Annotated in this window: 8 protein-coding genes; 7 read left to right on the forward strand and 1 reads right to left on the reverse strand. The window is 33.4% G+C overall.

What is annotated here, in order from left to right:
• The first annotated feature begins 407 nt into the window (after positions 1–407).
• The 6 genes from C8P67_RS22140 (at position 408) to C8P67_RS12780 (ending at position 11,692) form a co-directional block, all read left to right on the forward strand.
• On the forward strand, positions 408–548 hold the full coding sequence (locus tag C8P67_RS22140; RefSeq protein ID WP_170141462.1) for a hypothetical protein: 141 nt from the start codon (positions 408–410) through the stop codon (positions 546–548).
• Between the two features lie 1,407 nt (positions 549–1,955).
• The gene (locus tag C8P67_RS12760) at positions 1,956–5,042 is read left to right on the forward strand and encodes a SusC/RagA family TonB-linked outer membrane protein (protein ID WP_115813571.1); all 3,087 of its coding nucleotides are present in this window, start codon (positions 1,956–1,958) and stop codon (positions 5,040–5,042) included.
• 30 nt (positions 5,043–5,072) lie between these two features.
• Positions 5,073–6,602 (forward strand): RagB/SusD family nutrient uptake outer membrane protein, encoded by a 1,530-nt coding sequence (locus tag C8P67_RS12765; RefSeq protein ID WP_115813572.1) that lies wholly within the window; start codon positions 5,073–5,075, stop codon positions 6,600–6,602.
• Between the two features lie 261 nt (positions 6,603–6,863).
• Positions 6,864–8,324 carry a glycoside hydrolase family 30 protein gene (locus tag C8P67_RS12770; protein ID WP_115813573.1) on the forward strand — a complete coding sequence of 487 codons (1,461 nt, stop codon included), beginning with the start codon at positions 6,864–6,866 and terminating at the stop codon, positions 8,322–8,324.
• A 46-nt stretch (positions 8,325–8,370) separates the two neighbouring features.
• Positions 8,371–10,638, forward strand: coding sequence for a glycoside hydrolase family 3 N-terminal domain-containing protein (locus tag C8P67_RS12775; protein ID WP_115813574.1), 2,268 nt, complete (start codon positions 8,371–8,373; stop codon positions 10,636–10,638).
• Positions 10,639–10,849: 211 nt separating this feature from the next.
• The gene (locus tag C8P67_RS12780) at positions 10,850–11,692 is read left to right on the forward strand and encodes an endonuclease/exonuclease/phosphatase family protein (protein WP_115813575.1); all 843 of its coding nucleotides are present in this window, start codon (positions 10,850–10,852) and stop codon (positions 11,690–11,692) included.
• Positions 11,693–11,875: 183 nt separating this feature from the next.
• On the opposite strand, the gene C8P67_RS12785 is transcribed toward C8P67_RS12780, so the two are convergent.
• Positions 11,876–14,761, reverse strand: coding sequence for a helix-turn-helix and ligand-binding sensor domain-containing protein (locus C8P67_RS12785; protein WP_115813576.1), 2,886 nt, complete (start codon positions 14,759–14,761; stop codon positions 11,876–11,878).
• A 324-nt stretch (positions 14,762–15,085) separates the two neighbouring features.
• On the opposite strand from C8P67_RS12785, the gene C8P67_RS12790 reads away from it, so the two are divergent.
• Positions 15,086–18,214, forward strand: coding sequence for a SusC/RagA family TonB-linked outer membrane protein (locus C8P67_RS12790; RefSeq protein ID WP_115813577.1), 3,129 nt, complete (start codon positions 15,086–15,088; stop codon positions 18,212–18,214).
• Positions 18,215–18,224: the final 10 nt, after the last annotated feature.

Genomic DNA, 18,224 nt, shown 5'->3' on the forward strand with positions numbered 1-18,224 from the left:
ATGATAATTCAAATTTCATTCTCGAATGAAAAAATGAGGGACTTTCAGTCCCTCGTAAAACAAACCTCTGCACTTTCAGTGCAGAGTGGTTTAGTTATAAAAAACTCAAAAAAAGCACTACCCAACTTGAAAAAGCCTCCTAAATAATAAAATGGATAATCAGGAAAACAAAGAGGGATTTAAATGTAAAGTGTTGGTAATTATTTATCTCAAATGATAAAAATGTTTCTGATTCCCAATAGGTAATTTATTGGATAATTGAAAAAGATTTCTTTGATAAAGTCTCCACTTTTGGAATTGGGTTTCATTAATGAGGCATATTGGTTTTTGATGGAGCTTATTTTTCAAATGACATTTGCTTAGTAGTTTGTAAATGCTTTCATTTTGAGTTAATACAACTTTACATAATGACTAATAGAGAACATTTTGAAGAGATCGCTGAAGGTTTTTTGAATCTTTTGAATATGGGAATCAAAATAAAAAGGATTATATCCGATGGAGACAAAGCATCTGTAAAAGCTATTAAAATTTCCTCGCCAAGTCTCTAAAGAATGCTAGGTTCATATCTTACGGATGTATAGTACCTAGAACCCTCAGCATAGATTTGGTTTTGAACTTAATTAGATTGCCGTTAAAATCCACCACATTTATTCAGAATGTTAAAAGGTAATTATAGCTCATAGAACTGGTCAATGGGAAGGGTAGTATAGGAAGTTCATTAACCAAAAATGATATAATATCTAAACAGGATGGTACTGGTACATCCATAAAAATGATTAGAAGGTCGTCTATCATCTAGCAAGAAGGTATTGTCTTACATCTTCTTGTATTTTGAATGCTGGTAGAATACCCAGATCAATAAATTTTATAGATGTTTCGGATGTTTAGAAGGTAATTTAAACATTCATAGTAACTTAAGCTTACTTAGTGCAAAGAATTTATTGAAATGGAAAATCAAATCTGTATAGGTTTTGAGATATGCTGACTTCATATGACAGTGTTACAGTAGATGTTTTGTTGATTTCTTTTTTCAATGCCAATGCATCACTAATTTTTCATCTATAAAATGAAATGCTATTTGAATTCTGTCTTTTGTTATGGCTGATCTCTTAACTCCTACAAAAGTATTCCTGATGCTGATATGGACCTTTTTCATTTTGTTTTCAGGATATTTACAAGTTATTAAATACAGTAGTTGGAAATGAATCTCTTTAAGCAAAATATTAGAATAAAAGCTCTAATTTTTTGTGCATTTTATTACATATGAATAGGTGTTATAAAACTTGAATAAAATAATTGATCCCTCATGAATCATTTCATTGTGAGAACCTATAATTATTCAAGATAATTTACTACAAATTAATGCTTAGATTATATAAATAAACTATCAGTTGTTTTCATGTTTAGAAAGTTTTAATCTCGAGAGTTCGATTAGTTTATATTACACATAAAGTGAATTAATCATCATTTTCATTTTAAACATTAATAATGTGAGAAGAATTTATTGAATTAAGATTTTATAATGTTATTATTAATTAAGTACGGGATATTTATCTACTTAATAATCTTTAAAAATCATATAAATAAAATATTTCGTTCAGGTGGGTGATATTGCTAATTTATTAGTTAATGTATGAAATTTTTGCATAATACTCAGTACTGATATTATTTTAACATTATTACCTATTTTTTATATATTATTTATCTTATAAATATGGTCCTATTTTGAATTTGTAATTTTGTAGGTTTATTTAATAAATTAACAATTTAATAACAAATTATTTTACATTTTAAATAATTGATTTTTAGTTTTTTATATATCTTATGATGTGTTTTTATAATGGAGTATTTCTTGATTTGATGTGTTTTTGTAAAGTTTTTATATTACTGATATTATTATTTTTGTCTTATTATTGCTTCAAATTATTAATTAATTAACCAAAATTTTAAGAAAAATGAAATTAACAAGATTGTTTATTTTTTGTGTTTCTTCATTACTTTTTACGGTTATCATGCAAGCGCAGGACATAACTATAAATGGAAAAGTGAATGATGAAAAAGGAATGCCTATTCCGGGAGCTTCTATTTTAATAAAAGGGACAGCTACAGCTGCTTCCTCAGATTTTGATGGTAAGTTTGAAATTAAAGCACCATCAGACGGTACTTTAACGATTAGTTTTATTGGGTATGGAACTTCAAATGTACAGATTGACGGTAGAACTCAAATTACAGTGCAGTTAAAATCTGAATCACAAAATTTGAATGAAGTTGTAGTTGTTGGGTATGGTACTCAAAAAAAGAGTGTTGTAACAGGAGCAATTTCTTCAATAAAAGCGGATCAGTTATCTCACTTATCCGTTGGTAATACTGCACAGGCATTGCAAGGGCAAACAGCTGGTGTTACGGTTTTACCTCAGTCAGGTGCTCCAGGAGCGGGGACTAAGATTCGTATTCGTGGTGCTGGATCAAATGGTAATTCCGATCCAATTTATGTTGTAGATGGAATGCGTACCAGTAATATTGATTACTTGGATCCAAACGATATAGAGAAGATTGAGATTTTAAAAGATGCTGCTTCAGCAGCAATTTATGGAGCTGATGGAGGTAATGGCGTTGTAATGGTTACAACTAAAAAAGGTAAAGCTGGTTCTATGAATGTGTCATTCAGTACGCAATTTGGTTTTCAATCTCTAAGAACTAAACTGGATATGATGGATGCTAATGAGTATGTTCATTGGATTAATGAAACTAACCCATCTGGAGCTCACCCGAGCGTTACAGAATGGTCTGGTAAAAGAGGAACTAATTGGGTTGATGAAGCTGCAGAAGACGCTGCGCCTATGTCCCACACTACTCTTCAGATATCTGGCGGGAATGAGGTATCAACATTTATGCTTTCAGGTAACTTTTTTACTCAAGATGGGCTTTTTGGAGGGGATAAAACCAATTTCAATCGTACTACCGTGAGATTTAACTCTAATCATAAAATTAGTAAGTATCTTGAAGCAGGTGAAAATTTCTCTTATTCTGTAAACAAGCGTAAGGCTTTCACAGAAGATGATAGTTTCAATGGAGTTATGAATCATGCTATGCTGTTGGATCCTACAACTCCTGTTTATTATCCAAGTGGAAGTACTTTGCCTGCGCATGTACAGACATATTTAACTGATAATCGCCCTCTAATAAAGAATGGAAATGGAGAATATTACGGTCTTTCTCAATATGTTCAGGGAGAAATTGCGAATCCAGTGGGTCAGATTGCTATTGATAATGGTCAAAATGTTGAAACTAAAATTATAGGGAATGTTTATGCTAATATCAAACCTATTAGCGGACTTGTTATTACTACACGTTATGGTATTGAGCAGCGTTTTACTAATTTTGAGGATTGGAATCCAAAATACTGGTGGAATTCACAAAAACAAACCGATACAAATACTAAGACATTCAACCATTCTGAGTTTAAAACTTGGCTTTGGGAAAATTTTGCAACTTACAGCAAAACAATTGATAAACATGAATTCTCTGGTATGTTAGGAATGTCGGCTCAAGAAACTGAATCTAGTTATTTGAATACTACTACCAGCGGTATGATTAAAGAAGGTGATACTTGGGCGCAAGTTGGAGAAACTCCTGTAAAAGGTACTGTTGCTGGAAATAAATACCCTACGTCTATGAATTCTTATTTTGGACGTGTTACTTATTCCTATGATAATAGATATTTGTTTCAAGCTTCTTTGAGAAATGACAATTCCTCACTTTTTGCACCAGATAAGCGTGCAGGTTATTTCCCGGCGGTATCTGCAGGATGGGTGATTTCAAATGAAGCTTTTTGGAAGGTTGAAGCTATTAATCAGTTAAAGTTTAGAGCTTCTTGGGGACAAAATGGATCAACATCTAATATTAGTGCTGGTCAATGGAACGCACTTATTACAAAAGATGGTTTAAAATATCCTGATGCACTTGGTAACTATCTTCCTGTTGGAGAGTTAAAAGTTTTACCTAATGAAAATATTACATGGGAAACAACTGAGCAGACTGATTTTGGATTTGATGTAAGAGCTTTAGAGAATAGATTAACATTAGGTTTTGATTATTATAACAAAGTAACTAAAGATTTATTAACACCTTCATCGCCTCCTCCGTCAATAGGTCAATTGCCACCATATGCAAATGCTGGAGATGTGACTAATAAAGGAATTGAAATAGAATTAGGGTGGAGAGAACAAAAGAAAGATTTCGGTTATGGCATAAACTTTAATTTCACTACTATGAAAAATGAAGTTACCTATTTGAATCCTTTACTTGATAGAGTGAATGGAGCAGAGATTCCAACATTAGGAACTGTTACCGTTTTTGAATTAGGTCAGCCAGTTTGGTACTTTAGAGGATATAAAACAGATGGTATTTACCAAAATCAGGCGCAAATTGACGCTTACAAAGCAAGTTTAGGTCATGTTACAACTTACAGTCCAGTACCTGGAGATCCAATTGTAGTTGATGCAAATGGTGATGGTGATATCAATTCTAGCGATAAAACATATATTGGATCCCCTCATCCAGATTTTATGATTGCTTCAACTATTGATTTAGACTATAAAGGTTTTGATTTTAAATTGTTTTTGCAAGGTGCTTTTGGAGGTGAAAACTTTATGGCATTATCTAGAACTGACCTTTCTTACACCAATCGCCCATCATTCTTTTATAATGACAGATGGACTAAAGAAGGAAGTACCAATAGTTTTCCAAGAGCTTCTACATCAGACCCGTATACCTATTCTAGTGATTTAATGGTTCAAGATGCGTCTTATGTAAAAATTAAACAAATTCAGTTAGGATATAATTTTAAAAGTGGTTTAATTAAACAACTGGGAATGACAAGCTTAAGATTTTATTTATCGTTAGATGATTGGTTTACATTTACTAAGTACAAAGGAATTGATCCAGAGGTAGGAAGTTTTAATAACAACTCTCAGGGTATTGACAGAGGTTTATATCCTACAGCTAGCCGTTTTATGACAGGCCTATCAGCAACATTTTAATTTTACGACAATTACTATAATTATATAACAATGAAAAGAATAATTTATAAATTATCAATTATTACAGGTTTAGTATTGATGCTAACTGCTTGTGACAAAGATTTCTTAGACAAACCATCTTATGGTCTTATAGATGCGAGTGATTATTATAAGACGGATCAAGATTTGCAGGAAGGTGTTTTGGCCTGTTATGATGCTTTACAATGGGCTTATGGCACAGACTGGAATTCCATGTTTGTTGTAAGAGCGTTTCCTTCTGATGAATCACATGCAGGAGGTGGTGACCAAGCGGATCAGCCAGCATACCAGGAATTGGATAATTTCTCATATACAGCAGAAAACAAACCAATTGAACATTCATTTCAAGGAATGTATTTTGGTATAATGAGAGCTAATGCAATTATTAACATTGCAGTGGGAGATACTCCAACAAGAGTGCATTTGATAGCAGAAGCTAAGGCTCTGAGAGCTTACTGTTACTTTGAATTGGTTTCAATGTGGGGCGGTGTGCCAATAAGACTGAAGCAAACTACAGGAAGTGAGTTTGCAATGGCAAAATCTACACCAGAGGAAGTGTATGCTCAAATACATAAAGACTTAGATGAAGCGATTCCAAACCTGCCTAAAAAGAGTGAGTACTCCGCAGCAATGCGTTTTAGAATGTCACAAGGTACTGCTTGGGCTTTGAAAGGAAAGGCTTTTTTATATCAAAAAAAGTATGCAGAATCAGCTAAGGCTTTTGATGAAGTGATTAAATCAGCAGAATACGCACTAGTACCAGATTACTCAAAGATATTCTTAAAAGGACAGGAATTTGGTGTAGAATCTTTATTTGAAATTGGTTATAGTGAAACTGGCGGGAATGATTGGGGTAATTTTCAATGGGGAGGAAGCCGCGCTATGGAAAATCAAATTAACTGGCAATTGATGGGGCCAAGAGATACTAAATTTGATGGCGGGGATACTGGACTTGCAGATGGCTGGGGATTTAATTACCCGACTGCTAAATTAGCACAGGCTTTTATTGATGAAGGGGATGTTGTTAGAAGAAAGGCCTCAATATTATCAGTGGCTGAATTAGAGGCTGAAGGTGGAGAATGGACAGCGGCACCTGGAGAACAATGGGGAATGGATGGCTACTTCAGACTTAAATATGGTACATTAACTGCTGAAACTGCAGGACCTGCTACTGCATTAAACTATGGTACAAACATTCGAGCAATTAGATATGCAGACGTTTTATTAATGGCTGCTGAGGCAAACTTTTTGGCTAGCAATACAGGGGTGGCACAAGGTTATTTAAATTTAGTGCGTGATAGGGTAGGCTTGCCATTTAAAGCTATCAACATGGATGCAATTAAAACAGAGAGAAAATTGGAATTAGCATTTGAGGGTTTCAGATTTCTTGATTTAGTTCGTTGGGGAGATGCTGCAACTGTATTGAAAGGCCAAGGGTTTACTAAAAACGGAAACTTTTTCGAAGGTAAACATAACTTGTTTCCAATACCAGATACTGAAGTTAAGAATAACAAATTGATGGTGCAAAATCCAAATTGGTAATTTATTATTGTAGCTAAAAGCAGTGTTTTTAAAATACTGCTTTTAGTTTATTACACGTTGATAAAAACTAAAAAATGTTATTTATTTACTTTTTTTGCAAAAGTGTTTGTAGAGAGTAGATTATATTACATAAAGATTAATTTGAGTTTTGAGTTAAATTAGTTAGGTTTTAAATAGCTCATTATCGTAGTGATTATGAGCTATTTTTTAATTGATGTGATGATTCTAAAAGATTGAAATATAAAAAAGAATAATAAGGCAATGAAAAAAAATGACTTAATAATTATTTTTGTTTGCTTTTCTTTGTCTGCTTTTTCACAGCAGAAAAGCCAAAAACAAAACATTAAATATACCACATCAAACAAAGAAATTTTAGTATACACTACAGCCGAGAATACAAAAAACCGTTTAACCTCTACTGCAAATTTGAAGTTTGAACCTTCTAGACAACCTATAGAAACTGAAATTGCCGTATTTGTTGAACCTGATATCACCTTTCAGGATTTTATTGGAATTGGAGGGGCGATAACAGATGCAAGTGCCGAAATTTTTGCTCAATTATCAAAAGAAAAACAGGAGGAACTCTTAAATGCTTATTATTCTTCAGAGAAAGGAATTGGCTACTCACTATTGAGAACAACCATTCATAGCTCTGATTTTGGGAGTGGCAGCTATACTTATATAAACGAGGGAGACAAAGACTTAAAAACATTTTCTATTGATCCGGATAAAAAATACCGCCTTCCAATGATTAAAAGAGCTATTGCCATCGCTGGAGGAAAATTATTGACCTATGCTACTCCTTGGTCGCCGCCAGCATTTATGAAAACCACTAATAATATGCTTAAAGGAGGAGTTTTGCTTCCTGAGTTTTATCAGGAGTGGGCCAATTACTATACTAAATTTATTAAGGCATATGAGAAGGAGGGAGTTCCAATTTGGGGCACTTCAACTCAAAATGAGCCTTTAGCTACACAAACTTGGGAATCGTGTTTGTATACTGCTGAAGGAGAGAGAGATTTTATTAAAAATTATTTGGGACCTACTTTGAAAAAAGAAGGATTGGGTGATAAAAAAATTGTGATATGGGATCATAATCGTGATTTGATGTATCATAGAGCTAATGTAATTTATTCAGATCCTGATGCGTCAAGATATGTATGGGGCTTAGGTTTTCACTGGTATGAAACCTGGACTGGTGCTTCGCAAAATTTTGATAATGTTAAGAAAGTTAAAGAAGCTTATCCAGATAAAAATTTAATGTTTACAGAAGGCTGCCTAGAGAAATTTGATGCAGCAAAATACCAATTTTGGACAAATGCGGAACGTTATGGAATTGCTATGATTAATGATTTCAATAATGGAACTGCTGCCTGGACGGACTGGAATATTTTATTAGACCAGCATGGAGGTCCAAATCATGTTGGTAATTTCTGTTTTGCACCAATTCATGCCGATACCAGTACAGGAGAATTAATATACACTCCTTCGTATTATTATATTGGACATTTTTCTAAATTTATAAAACAGAATGCAAAAAGAGTAAGTTCAGCAGTGAGCAGAACGACTTTGTCGAGTACTTCGTTTATCAATACTGATGGCAAAGTAGTAACTGTTATTATGAATGCAACCAACAATCCTGTGGACTATAATTTATTTGTGCATGATTCGAAAGCCAAATTGCAGATTCCAGCGCATGGCATTCAAACATTAGTATATTAACATAATTAAAATTGAAGATTTTAAGGTCTTCTGAAAAGTAATAAAAATGAAAAAGAAAATTCTATTTATTTGCGCTTTATCCTTTTACAGCGTATCATGGTCTCAATCTTCAAATGCAAAGTCAGCTGAAATTAATGCTAAAGTTTCGGAATTAATTTCAAAGATGACATTGGAAGAAAAAGTGGGACAAATGACTCAAATCACCGTTACCATATTTGAAAAGCAAGGTGCAAAAGGTGTATTCGATATCGAAAAATTAAAAAATGGAATCCAAACCCATCATATTGGTTCCATATTGAATGTGCCAAATCCAGGCGCTCCAACTCTGCAAAAATGGCAGGAAACGATGAATGTTATATCAGGCGAAGCAATTAAAACAAGGCTCAAAATCCCTGTTTTATATGGTATAGATGCTATTCATGGAGCAAGTTATACTACCGGGGCAACATTGTTTCCTCAGCAAATTGGTTTAGCAGCTACATTTAATACTGAGTTGGTAAAGCGCAGTGCGCAAATTTCGGCTTATGAAACTAGAGCTTCTTCCATCCCTTGGGTGTTTTCGCCCGACTTGGATTTTCCTAGAAATCCTGCTTGGTCTAGAATGTGGGAATCCTTTGGCGAAGATGCTTATTTATCATCCCAAATGGCAGTTGCTTTAGTTGATGGTTTTGAAGGTGATAACAATGTTGGTTCAAAATATAGCGTAGCTTCCTGCATGAAACACTACATTGGCTATGGCAGTACAACAACAGGAAAAGATAGGACTCCCAGCATCATTCCAGAGCGCCTCTTGAGACAATATGATTTAACCATTTATCAGGCAGCAATTAAGGCGGGAGCAAAAAGCGTTATGGTAAGTTCTGGAGAAATTAATGGAACTCCGGTACATGCGAGCAAACATTTACTGACCGACATTCTTAAAAATGAGCTTGGTTTTTCAGGTGTGATTGTAACAGATTGGAAGGATATTATTTATTTGCACACACGTCACAAAGTGGCAGAGACTCAGAGAGAGGCTGTCCGTATGGCTGTTATGGCCGGAATTGATATGAGCATGGTTCCAGAGGATTATTCATTTTATACTCTTTTACTGGATTTAGTCCAAAAAGGAGAAGTGCCAATGTCTCGTATAGATGATGCTGTTTCTCGTATTTTGAAAATGAAATTTGAATTGAATTTGTTTCAAAATACGGTAGCTAATTTAAAAGATTATCCCAAATTTGGTTCGGCAGAACATATTGAGGAAGCATATAAAACAGCTGCAGAATCCATTACATTGCTAAAAAATGACAAGTCAGTTTTGCCTTTGGATAAAAATGAAAAAATTTTAGTTACAGGAGCAACTGCCAACAGCATGAAATACTTGAACGGAGGCTGGTCTTATACTTGGCAAGGCGAAAATTCAGATACGTATGCAGCAGATAAATTTACCATTTTAGAAGCTTTTCAAAACAAATTAGGTGAAGAAAATGTATTGTATACAAAAGGTGCCGACCTGGAAATTGAAGATGATGGCGAAATTCAGAAAGCAGTTGATTTAGCTAAAAATGCTTCAAAAATTGTATTATGTCTGGGCGAAAAAAACTATACTGAAACGCCTGGAGATATCAGTGATTTGTACATGAGTAAATCTCAAATAAAGCTGGCATTAGCTTTGGCGAAATTGAACAAACCAATTGTTCTGGTTTTAAATGAAGGAAGGCCAAGACTGATTAGCGATTTTGCTGATCATATGAGTGCAGTTCTACAATGTTATTTACCAGGAAATGAAGGAGCAAGAGCTTTGGTTGATATTCTTTATGGCGATGTAAATCCAAGTGGAAGATTGCCTTACAATTATCCAAAATATCCAAATTCATTAGAAAAATATAATAGAAAATATACTGAAAGTATTTCTGAAGGAGAACAAAATGATGATGCTAAATATGAAAAGAGCTATTCACCACAATTTGAATTTGGTACTGGCTTGTCATACACTACTTTTAAATATTCAAACTTAAAAATTGATAAAGCTGAAATTTCTAGTTCAGATGATGTAAATGTTTCGGTAACGGTAACAAACTCAGGAAGCAAAGCAGGAAAAGAAACTGTTTTGTTGTACTTATCAGATAATTTCGCGACTATTACACCTGAATTTAAATCATTGAAAAGGTTTCAAAAAATTAATTTAGCACCAAATGAATCAAAAACAGTAACCTTTACTTTGAATCAGAAAGATCTACAGTTTGTGAACAATGATTTAAAATGGGTTGCAGAAAAAGGAACTTTTACAATTCGAGTTGCTGATCTGAATCAAGACTTTTTGCTTAAATAAGAATAACTAAAGCAGAGATTGTTAATTATCGCTTAATTTAATGTTAAGCGATAATTTTTAATAGAAAATATTACATTTTTACTGGAGTTTTAATGCTTTTTACTATGATAGATGGGATTTCGAATCACGCTTTATCTTTTTAATTTTAGGAGTTCATATGTATAAATTATATAAATTTATTAGATGAAATAAAATCTTAATAATTGAGAATATGAACAAAAGAAATATTGCTTTGACAATTTGTTTTGGTTTGATGAATTTTTTTGTACAAGCCCAAACCTTAAAAATAATGACTTATAATATTCGATTAGATGTAGCTTCGGATGGGGAGAATGATTGGACGCATCGAAAAGATTTTTTTAATGGACAGCTTCAGTTTTATGCTCCAGACATTTTTGGGGTTCAAGAAGCAAAGCCAAATCAGGTATTGGACATAGCCGATGCACTTCCGCAATATGGGTATGTAGGAATAGGAAGGGATGGAATTGGAAAGGGCGAATCTTCTAATATTTTTTATGCTAAAGAAAAATTCAAAGTAATAGAATCTAGTACTTTCTGGTTATCCGATACTCCCGACGTTATTTCAATGGGGTGGGATGCAGCCTGCAACAGAGTCTGTACTTATGCACTTTTAAAAAATGTCAAAAATAATAAGCTGATCTGGATTTTTAATACCCATTTGGATCACATAGGCGAACAAGCCAGGACTAAGGGACTAGAATTAATTCTATCAAGAATAGAAAAATTAAACAAGAACAAATATCCTGTTATTTTAATGGGAGATTTCAATTCAGAACCCGAAACAGAACGTATAATTGCATTGAAAAGCAAAATGGATGATGCCCGAACGGTTTCGAAAGAAAAACCTTTTGGACCATATGGGACTTTTAATAATTTTAAATACAATGAAGGTGCAGGACCATTGATTGACTACATTTTTATATCCAAAGGAAAAGCGCTTACAGTTAATAAATACGCTGTTTTATCGGATGCTAAAGATTTGAAATATCCATCAGATCATTTTCCAGTCTTTGTCGAAATTAATTATAAATAACAAGCAGTTTCTTGATTGAAACGATAAAATATTATATGATTTTGACTTGCATGCCACTCCTGGAGGTCAAGGAAAGATGCTGCAATATCTGCTAAGATGATTTAAAATCATCACTCTGGGAGAAGTAATGCAAATCAGCAAAGAATTGAGGCTGTTTCACGAGTGAGACAGCCTCTTTTTTATCTATTTTATACTCATGAAATACCCGATTAAGTTTTCTTTTTGATTTAGTTCCAGTTTTTTTCTTAATCGATATCTGGCCAAATCGACTCCTCCTGTAGATATATTCATAAATTCTGCAATTTCTTTGGTTGACATATTCATTAATAAATAGGTTGCCAAATCCATTTCCCTTGGAGTAATGGAAGGATGTTTCTCCTTTAATTTTTTAAGAAATTCGAAGTGGACATTTTTCAGGTGCTTTTCGAGATCTTTCCAGCTTTTGTCTGTATTTACTTCTTTGACAATACTCCGGTTTAGTTTAGTAAATTGATTTTTTGTTGCTTCGTCAAATGAGCTTGTGTTTATGTCTTTTAGTTTATGAATGATACCGTTTAGTATTTTATTTTTCTTGACGACCTGCAATGTGTTATTTACTAGCTCTTTGTCTTTGGAGAGTAATCTTATCTGCAGTTTTTCGTTTTCCAGCTTTTCAATTTCTTTTTCAAGCTCGTATTGTTCCTGTTTAATTTTAGTTTCTTTTTCTAAATATAATCTTCGCTGCTCTAAGGTTTCGACATATCTGTTTTTCCTTATTTTCATCTTTATATTAAATCTAATATAGTACACAAGGCAAGTAAGCAGCAGCAGATAAAATAAATAAGCTAATGAATGTCTGTACCAAGGTGGAAATACTCTAAATTCAGTAGAAGTTTCGTCTGATTGGATTTTAAAGCTATTTCGTGCTCTTACTTTCATTTTATAATTGCCCTCCTTCAAATTGGTATATTCTTTTATAGTACTGCTTGACCAAGCGCTCCAGTTTTCCTCAAAGCCTTCCAGCTGATAGGAGAATTCAATGTTTTCAAGATTTTCGTAAGAAGGTGAAGAGAATGTAAATTTTACCTGATTCGAGGCATACGGAAGTTCGTACACCTCCTTTTTGTTCTGTTTGTTTCCTAAAAGTATAGTATCGCCAGGAAAAGCAAAGCTTCTTATATTAGCAATAGGTTTTAAAATAGATTTATTTTCAATGGTAGCATCATAATGCGCCAGTCCATCTGTTAAGCCTATAAAAGTGTTTTTTGAATCAATTGTGTTTATAGACATATAATTGGCAACTAACTTCCCTGTTAAATTCGAAAAGGGAGCAATGACATGCTTATATTTATTGTTTCCTGTTTTTATTAATGCCCCCATCGATTCCTTGAAGGTGTACCATATATTTCCATTGGCATCTTCTGTTAGTCTTGTAATTTTTGGAATTGACTTGAATATATGGGTAATCGGAATATCTTTTATGAACCTTCGTTGTTTTGTAGAATAAGTGTAAAAAATATTATTCGATTGAAAAAAGATCTTATTGTTTATGCGCTGAAGACTTCCTGTGCCTGGGTTTTCTTTAGAATATTGTGTAAATATCTTAACAGTTTTAGTTCTCTGCAGATTGTCTTCTAAATCAATTTGATAGAGGTATTGGTCTTTTTTCAGCCATAAATAGTCATTATCAATTTCAAAAGAATTAGAAGATTTATCAATACCCTCAATTTTATTCCTGAATTTTATTCCCGAGCTGGTTTTTTCAAAAACAGAAAAACCATTATAATTTGCACCTATGAAAAAATTAGGATGATCAGGTATTGGTTTAAAACCAAAATATCCTTTTGAATCCAGATTTTTAATAATCTTGCCATTCTCTAAGAGCAAAGCTCCTTTATTGCTCGCACATATTAATTCTCCATTTATTATCTGAACATTCCATGCCTGAGTAGTAGTTCCTTCGACGAGTTTAAAAGAACCTTCTTTAAAATCCGTATTCCATGGATGACAAAAAACGCCTTGGTTGGTTGCGACATAGAGATTGTTTCTATGAACGACAGAAGAGTAAACTGTTCCTAAATTATAGCTAGACCCAAAATAGGTGAGAAATGAATTTTCGTTAATATAGGCAATTCCATTATCCAGCCCAAGCCATAAATTATTGCTGTTGTCAATAAATGAAGCAAGGACGGTATTGTTTTGAAGCCCTTTACTGCGGTCAATATGCTGTATGATATTTCCTTTTAGATCACAAACTATAATACCATCAAGAACTGAGTTAATGACTACATATTTATTTTTATAAAGGATGCACCCTAGAGAACCATTCTTCTTTATAAAGGTGTTGGCTTCGGTGTTCCAGGGAACAATTTGATTATTTGTTATTATAAAAAGCCCCCTGTCTAAAGTAGCGGTTAAGATCTTATTTTTTTCTAATTCAATCATCCCCCAGATTTCCGAATTATTCAGCGTATTTAATCCTTTAAGGAAATTGAGTTTACCATTTTTATATTCTAAAATACCAGATGAAATATCTTGAATATATAGCTTAGAGTTGAAAAAGAAAGAAAACTGAAACCTTTTTGGAGCATTTATAATTTTTATTCTATTGTTCTTATATATATAGAGATGATCAAATGATTGAAAAATAACTTCATCTTTATAGAGATGTATCTTCCAGATGAAATCAATTATGCTCAGCGTTTTTTTATCCAAGAAGCTAGAAATTGAAAAGTATTCTAGTTTCCCTTTGGAATTGGCTTTGAAATAGCCAAACTCATTGTAACAGCCTACGTATATTTTTCCAGAGGGACCAACTTTTAAGCATTTAATGGCATCAGAATTCTTTGCTTTGTATTTGCTCCATGTGGCACCGTCAAACTGCAGCAGTCCGTCATTGTTTCCAAAATAGAGATTTCCATTTTTATCCTGATCAATATTCCAATTTTGGGTACCTCCTTTATAGTCAGTTCTACTATAATTCTTGATTTGTGGAAGCCCAATTTTTTTTACTTGTCCTAAAGATAATTGAGGTATGCCAAACAAAAAAAATAGCAAAATAAGGCTGGCTGATTTCGTGAATTGTTTCATTTATTTTTTTAATTAATGTAAGCTGTGAATTTGTTAAAAGGTGCTATTACTGTGTTTTAAAAAGTTCATTTTTTCGATTTTTTTGCTAAAGTATCTAAATAATGCCAATTGTAATGATTTTTTAAAATTAATATTTTTTTAAGTAATGTTTTTTAGATTTTAACTTGTTAAAAATCAATTATTTATTTTTTTTATGATAATATTTTGTAATACTACTATAACGTTATTGATGTGATTTTGTAGTGATGTTTAATTCTCAAATTAAAAATTTTAGACATAACATTGCATCAAATAACTAAATTTTTAACCAAAATAATCAGAAAAATGAAATTATTAAAAGTATTTATTTTTTGTGTTTTGTCGGTCTTATTCTCGGCTTATGGGCATGCGCAGGAAACGCCCGTTAACGGAAAAGTGATTGATGAAACGGGGATGCCAATACCAGGGGCAACCATAGTTTTAAAAGGAACAGCATCATCTGTCGCTACAGATTTTGATGGTAAGTTTCAAATTCATGCTCCTAAAAATGGAGTTTTGTTAACTAGTTTTGTAGGTTACAAAACTGTTGAGACAGTAATTAACGGTCAAACATCTCTGCAGGTAAAAATGTATGCTGTATCACAAGACTTAAATGAAGTTGTGGTAGTAGGGTATGGTACCCAAAAGAAGGTTTTGATAACTGGAGCAATATCAGGAGTTAAAGCGTCTCAACTAAAAGATTTGCCTATTACTAGGGTAGAACAAGCGCTGCAGGGTAGAGTTTCTGGAGTTACTATAGCAGCAAATGCGGGACAGCCAGGGTCTTCTTCTACAATTAGGGTAAGGGGTATTACTTCAATAGGTAATAATGATCCTCTTTGGGTAGTTGATGGCGTTGTAGTTGATAATGGAGGAATTGGTTATTTAAACCAAGCTGATATCGAAACTATGGATGTTTTGAAAGATGCTGCTTCTCAAGCTATATACGGTGCCCGTGCCGCAGCGGGAGTAATTCTTATTACTACCAAAAAAGGAAAATCTGGTAAAATGAGTGTGTCTTATAATGGGTATGCTGGTTTTTCTCAAGCAGCAAGAAAGCTAGACTTATTGGATGCTACTCAGTACACTACATTAATGAACGAGCGTTATGCTAATGGTTATGTTCCAAAACCAAACGAATCGTATACACTTCCTTATCAATCCACTACAGGTTATGGTAAGGGAACTGATTGGCAAGATGCTATTTTTAATGACAGTGCATTGCGAACTGGACATGAATTAAGTATAAGTGGCGGAAACGATGCATCGACTTTTTATGTATCTTTTGGATTATTAGACCAAGAAGGGATTGTAGCTACTCCAATTTCTGATTACAGTAGAAAGAATTTTCGTTTAAATTCTACACATAAAATTGTGAAAGGGCTGACTTTTGGTCAAACATTTGGTTATTCTAATGAGAAAAATATTGGATTAGGAAATACAAATAGTGAGTTTGGCGGACCTTTAAGTTCTGCAATTAATCTTGATCCTACTACACCGCTTGTTGTAACGGATCCTGTTGACGCTAATCTTCCACCATATAGTAATCAGGCTGGAATTATTAGGGATGCAAATGGAAATCCATACGGGATATCTGAGGTAGTTACTCAGGAAATGAGTAATCCATTAGCATATATTCAAACTAGATTAGGGAATTATGGATGGTCTGATAACTTTGTTGGAAATGCCTATTTAGAGTTAGAAGTGATTAAAGGATTGAAAATAAAAAGTACTGCAGGTGCTAAATTAGCATATTGGGGTTCAGAAAGTTTTACTCCCGTATCCTACCTGAACTCTTCTACTATAACTCCCGTGAACAGTTTAGGCAGAGGAACCAATAAAGGTTTTGGATGGACAGTTGAAAATACCATTTCGTATAACAAAAAAATTGGCGACCATAATTTTACCGTTTTGGGTGGTCAGGGTACATACGTTGATAATATTTCTTCTGGGACTTATGTAACTTATAAAAATATTCCTGCCGATAATTTTGATGATGCTTCATTCAATTACGGTGCTGTAAAAGATGATATTACTGCATCAGCCTATAATGGTTTTGAGCACATTGTGACATCTTTGTTTGCTAGGGCTACTTATGATTATAAAGAAAAATATTTATTTACAGGAAATATTCGCCGCGATGGTTCGTCTCGTTTTGGTGACAACAATAAATATGGTGTTTTTCCATCATTCTCTTTAGGCTGGGTTCCTACAAATGAAGATTTCTGGCCAGAAAATAATGTTGTAACAAGTCTAAAAGTAAGAGGTGGTTATGGAATTGTAGGTAGTGATGCCATTGGTGATTTTAAATATCTACCTACTATTAGTGGTGGACGAAATTATACTGTTGGTAATCAAGGTTCGGTTGTAATTGGAAACAGTCCAAATGCGCCAGCCAATCCTGATTTAAAATGGGAAGAAACCAGTCAAGGTAACATTGGTTTTGATGCAACATTTTTTAATGATCTTAACCTGACAGTCGATTTTTATGACAAAAAAACTACTGGAATTCTGCAAGATGTCAAGCTTCCAGGTTATGTAGGAAGTACTGGAAATCCTTCTGCAAATATTGCTGACATGGAAAACAAGGGTATAGATATCGAATTAGGGTATAGAAAAAAAATAGGAGAAGTTAACTTTAGATTAGGAGGTAATATTTCATACGTAGAAAATAAAGTAACCTTTTTAGGAAATGATATCAAGTTCATAGATGGAAATGCTTCATTCCAAAGTATGGGTAATATTACTAGAACGCAGGTAGGACAGCCAATAAATTCATTTTACGGCTATAAAACCCAAGGGATTTTTCAGAATCAAGATGAGATTAATGCCTATACAAATGCTTCAGGAGGCTTAATACAGCCTAATGCTCAGCCAGGAGATTTTAGATGGCAGGATACAAATGGTGACGGAAAAATTACAGATGATGATAAAACATTCATCGGAAGTTCAATTCCAAAATTTACGTATGGTATCACTTTAAACGTAGATTTCAAAAATTTTGATTTACTTGTATTTGCTCAAGGTGCTGTTGGAAATCAGATTTTCCAAGGTTTGAGAAGGTTAGATGTTGTAAATGCCAATTATCAAACCTCAGCTTTAGGACGCTGGACTGGAGAAGGAACTAGTAATTCTTATCCAAGATTATCAACAGCAGATACTAATAAAAACTTTACAAATGCATCTGATTTTTATTTAGAAGATGGTGATTATTTGAGATTCAAAACGATTCAATTAGGATACAGTTTACCAAGTGATGTAATTGGTAAAGTGGGATTGTCAAAAACTAGAATTTATGTAACAGGTGAAAATTTATTCACATTTACTAAATACACAGGTTATGATCCGGAAATTGGAGGTGGTGTAATTGGTGTTGATAAAGGATATTATCCTCAGGCAAAATCACTTATGTTGGGAGTTAATTTACAATTTTAAAAAAAAAAGA

The organism is Flavobacterium aquicola (genome assembly GCF_003385115.1).
Lineage (GTDB): Bacteria > Bacteroidota > Bacteroidia > Flavobacteriales > Flavobacteriaceae > Flavobacterium > Flavobacterium aquicola.

What these genes read in the sequence shown, in the direction of transcription:
- C8P67_RS22140 (WP_170141462.1), top strand. Translation starts at nt 408, where the DNA reads ATGACTAATAGAGAACATTTTGAAGAGATCGCTGAAGGTTTTTTGAAT.
- C8P67_RS12760 (WP_115813571.1), top strand. Translation starts at nt 1,956, where the DNA reads ATGAAATTAACAAGATTGTTTATTTTTTGTGTTTCTTCATTACTTTTT.
- C8P67_RS12765 (WP_115813572.1), top strand. Translation starts at nt 5,073, where the DNA reads ATGAAAAGAATAATTTATAAATTATCAATTATTACAGGTTTAGTATTG.
- C8P67_RS12770 (WP_115813573.1), top strand. Translation starts at nt 6,864, where the DNA reads ATGAAAAAAAATGACTTAATAATTATTTTTGTTTGCTTTTCTTTGTCT.
- C8P67_RS12775 (WP_115813574.1), top strand. Translation starts at nt 8,371, where the DNA reads ATGAAAAAGAAAATTCTATTTATTTGCGCTTTATCCTTTTACAGCGTA.
- C8P67_RS12780 (WP_115813575.1), top strand. Translation starts at nt 10,850, where the DNA reads ATGAACAAAAGAAATATTGCTTTGACAATTTGTTTTGGTTTGATGAAT.
- C8P67_RS12785 (WP_115813576.1), bottom strand. Translation starts at nt 14,761, where the DNA reads ATGAAACAATTCACGAAATCAGCCAGCCTTATTTTGCTATTTTTTTTG.
- C8P67_RS12790 (WP_115813577.1), top strand. Translation starts at nt 15,086, where the DNA reads ATGAAATTATTAAAAGTATTTATTTTTTGTGTTTTGTCGGTCTTATTC.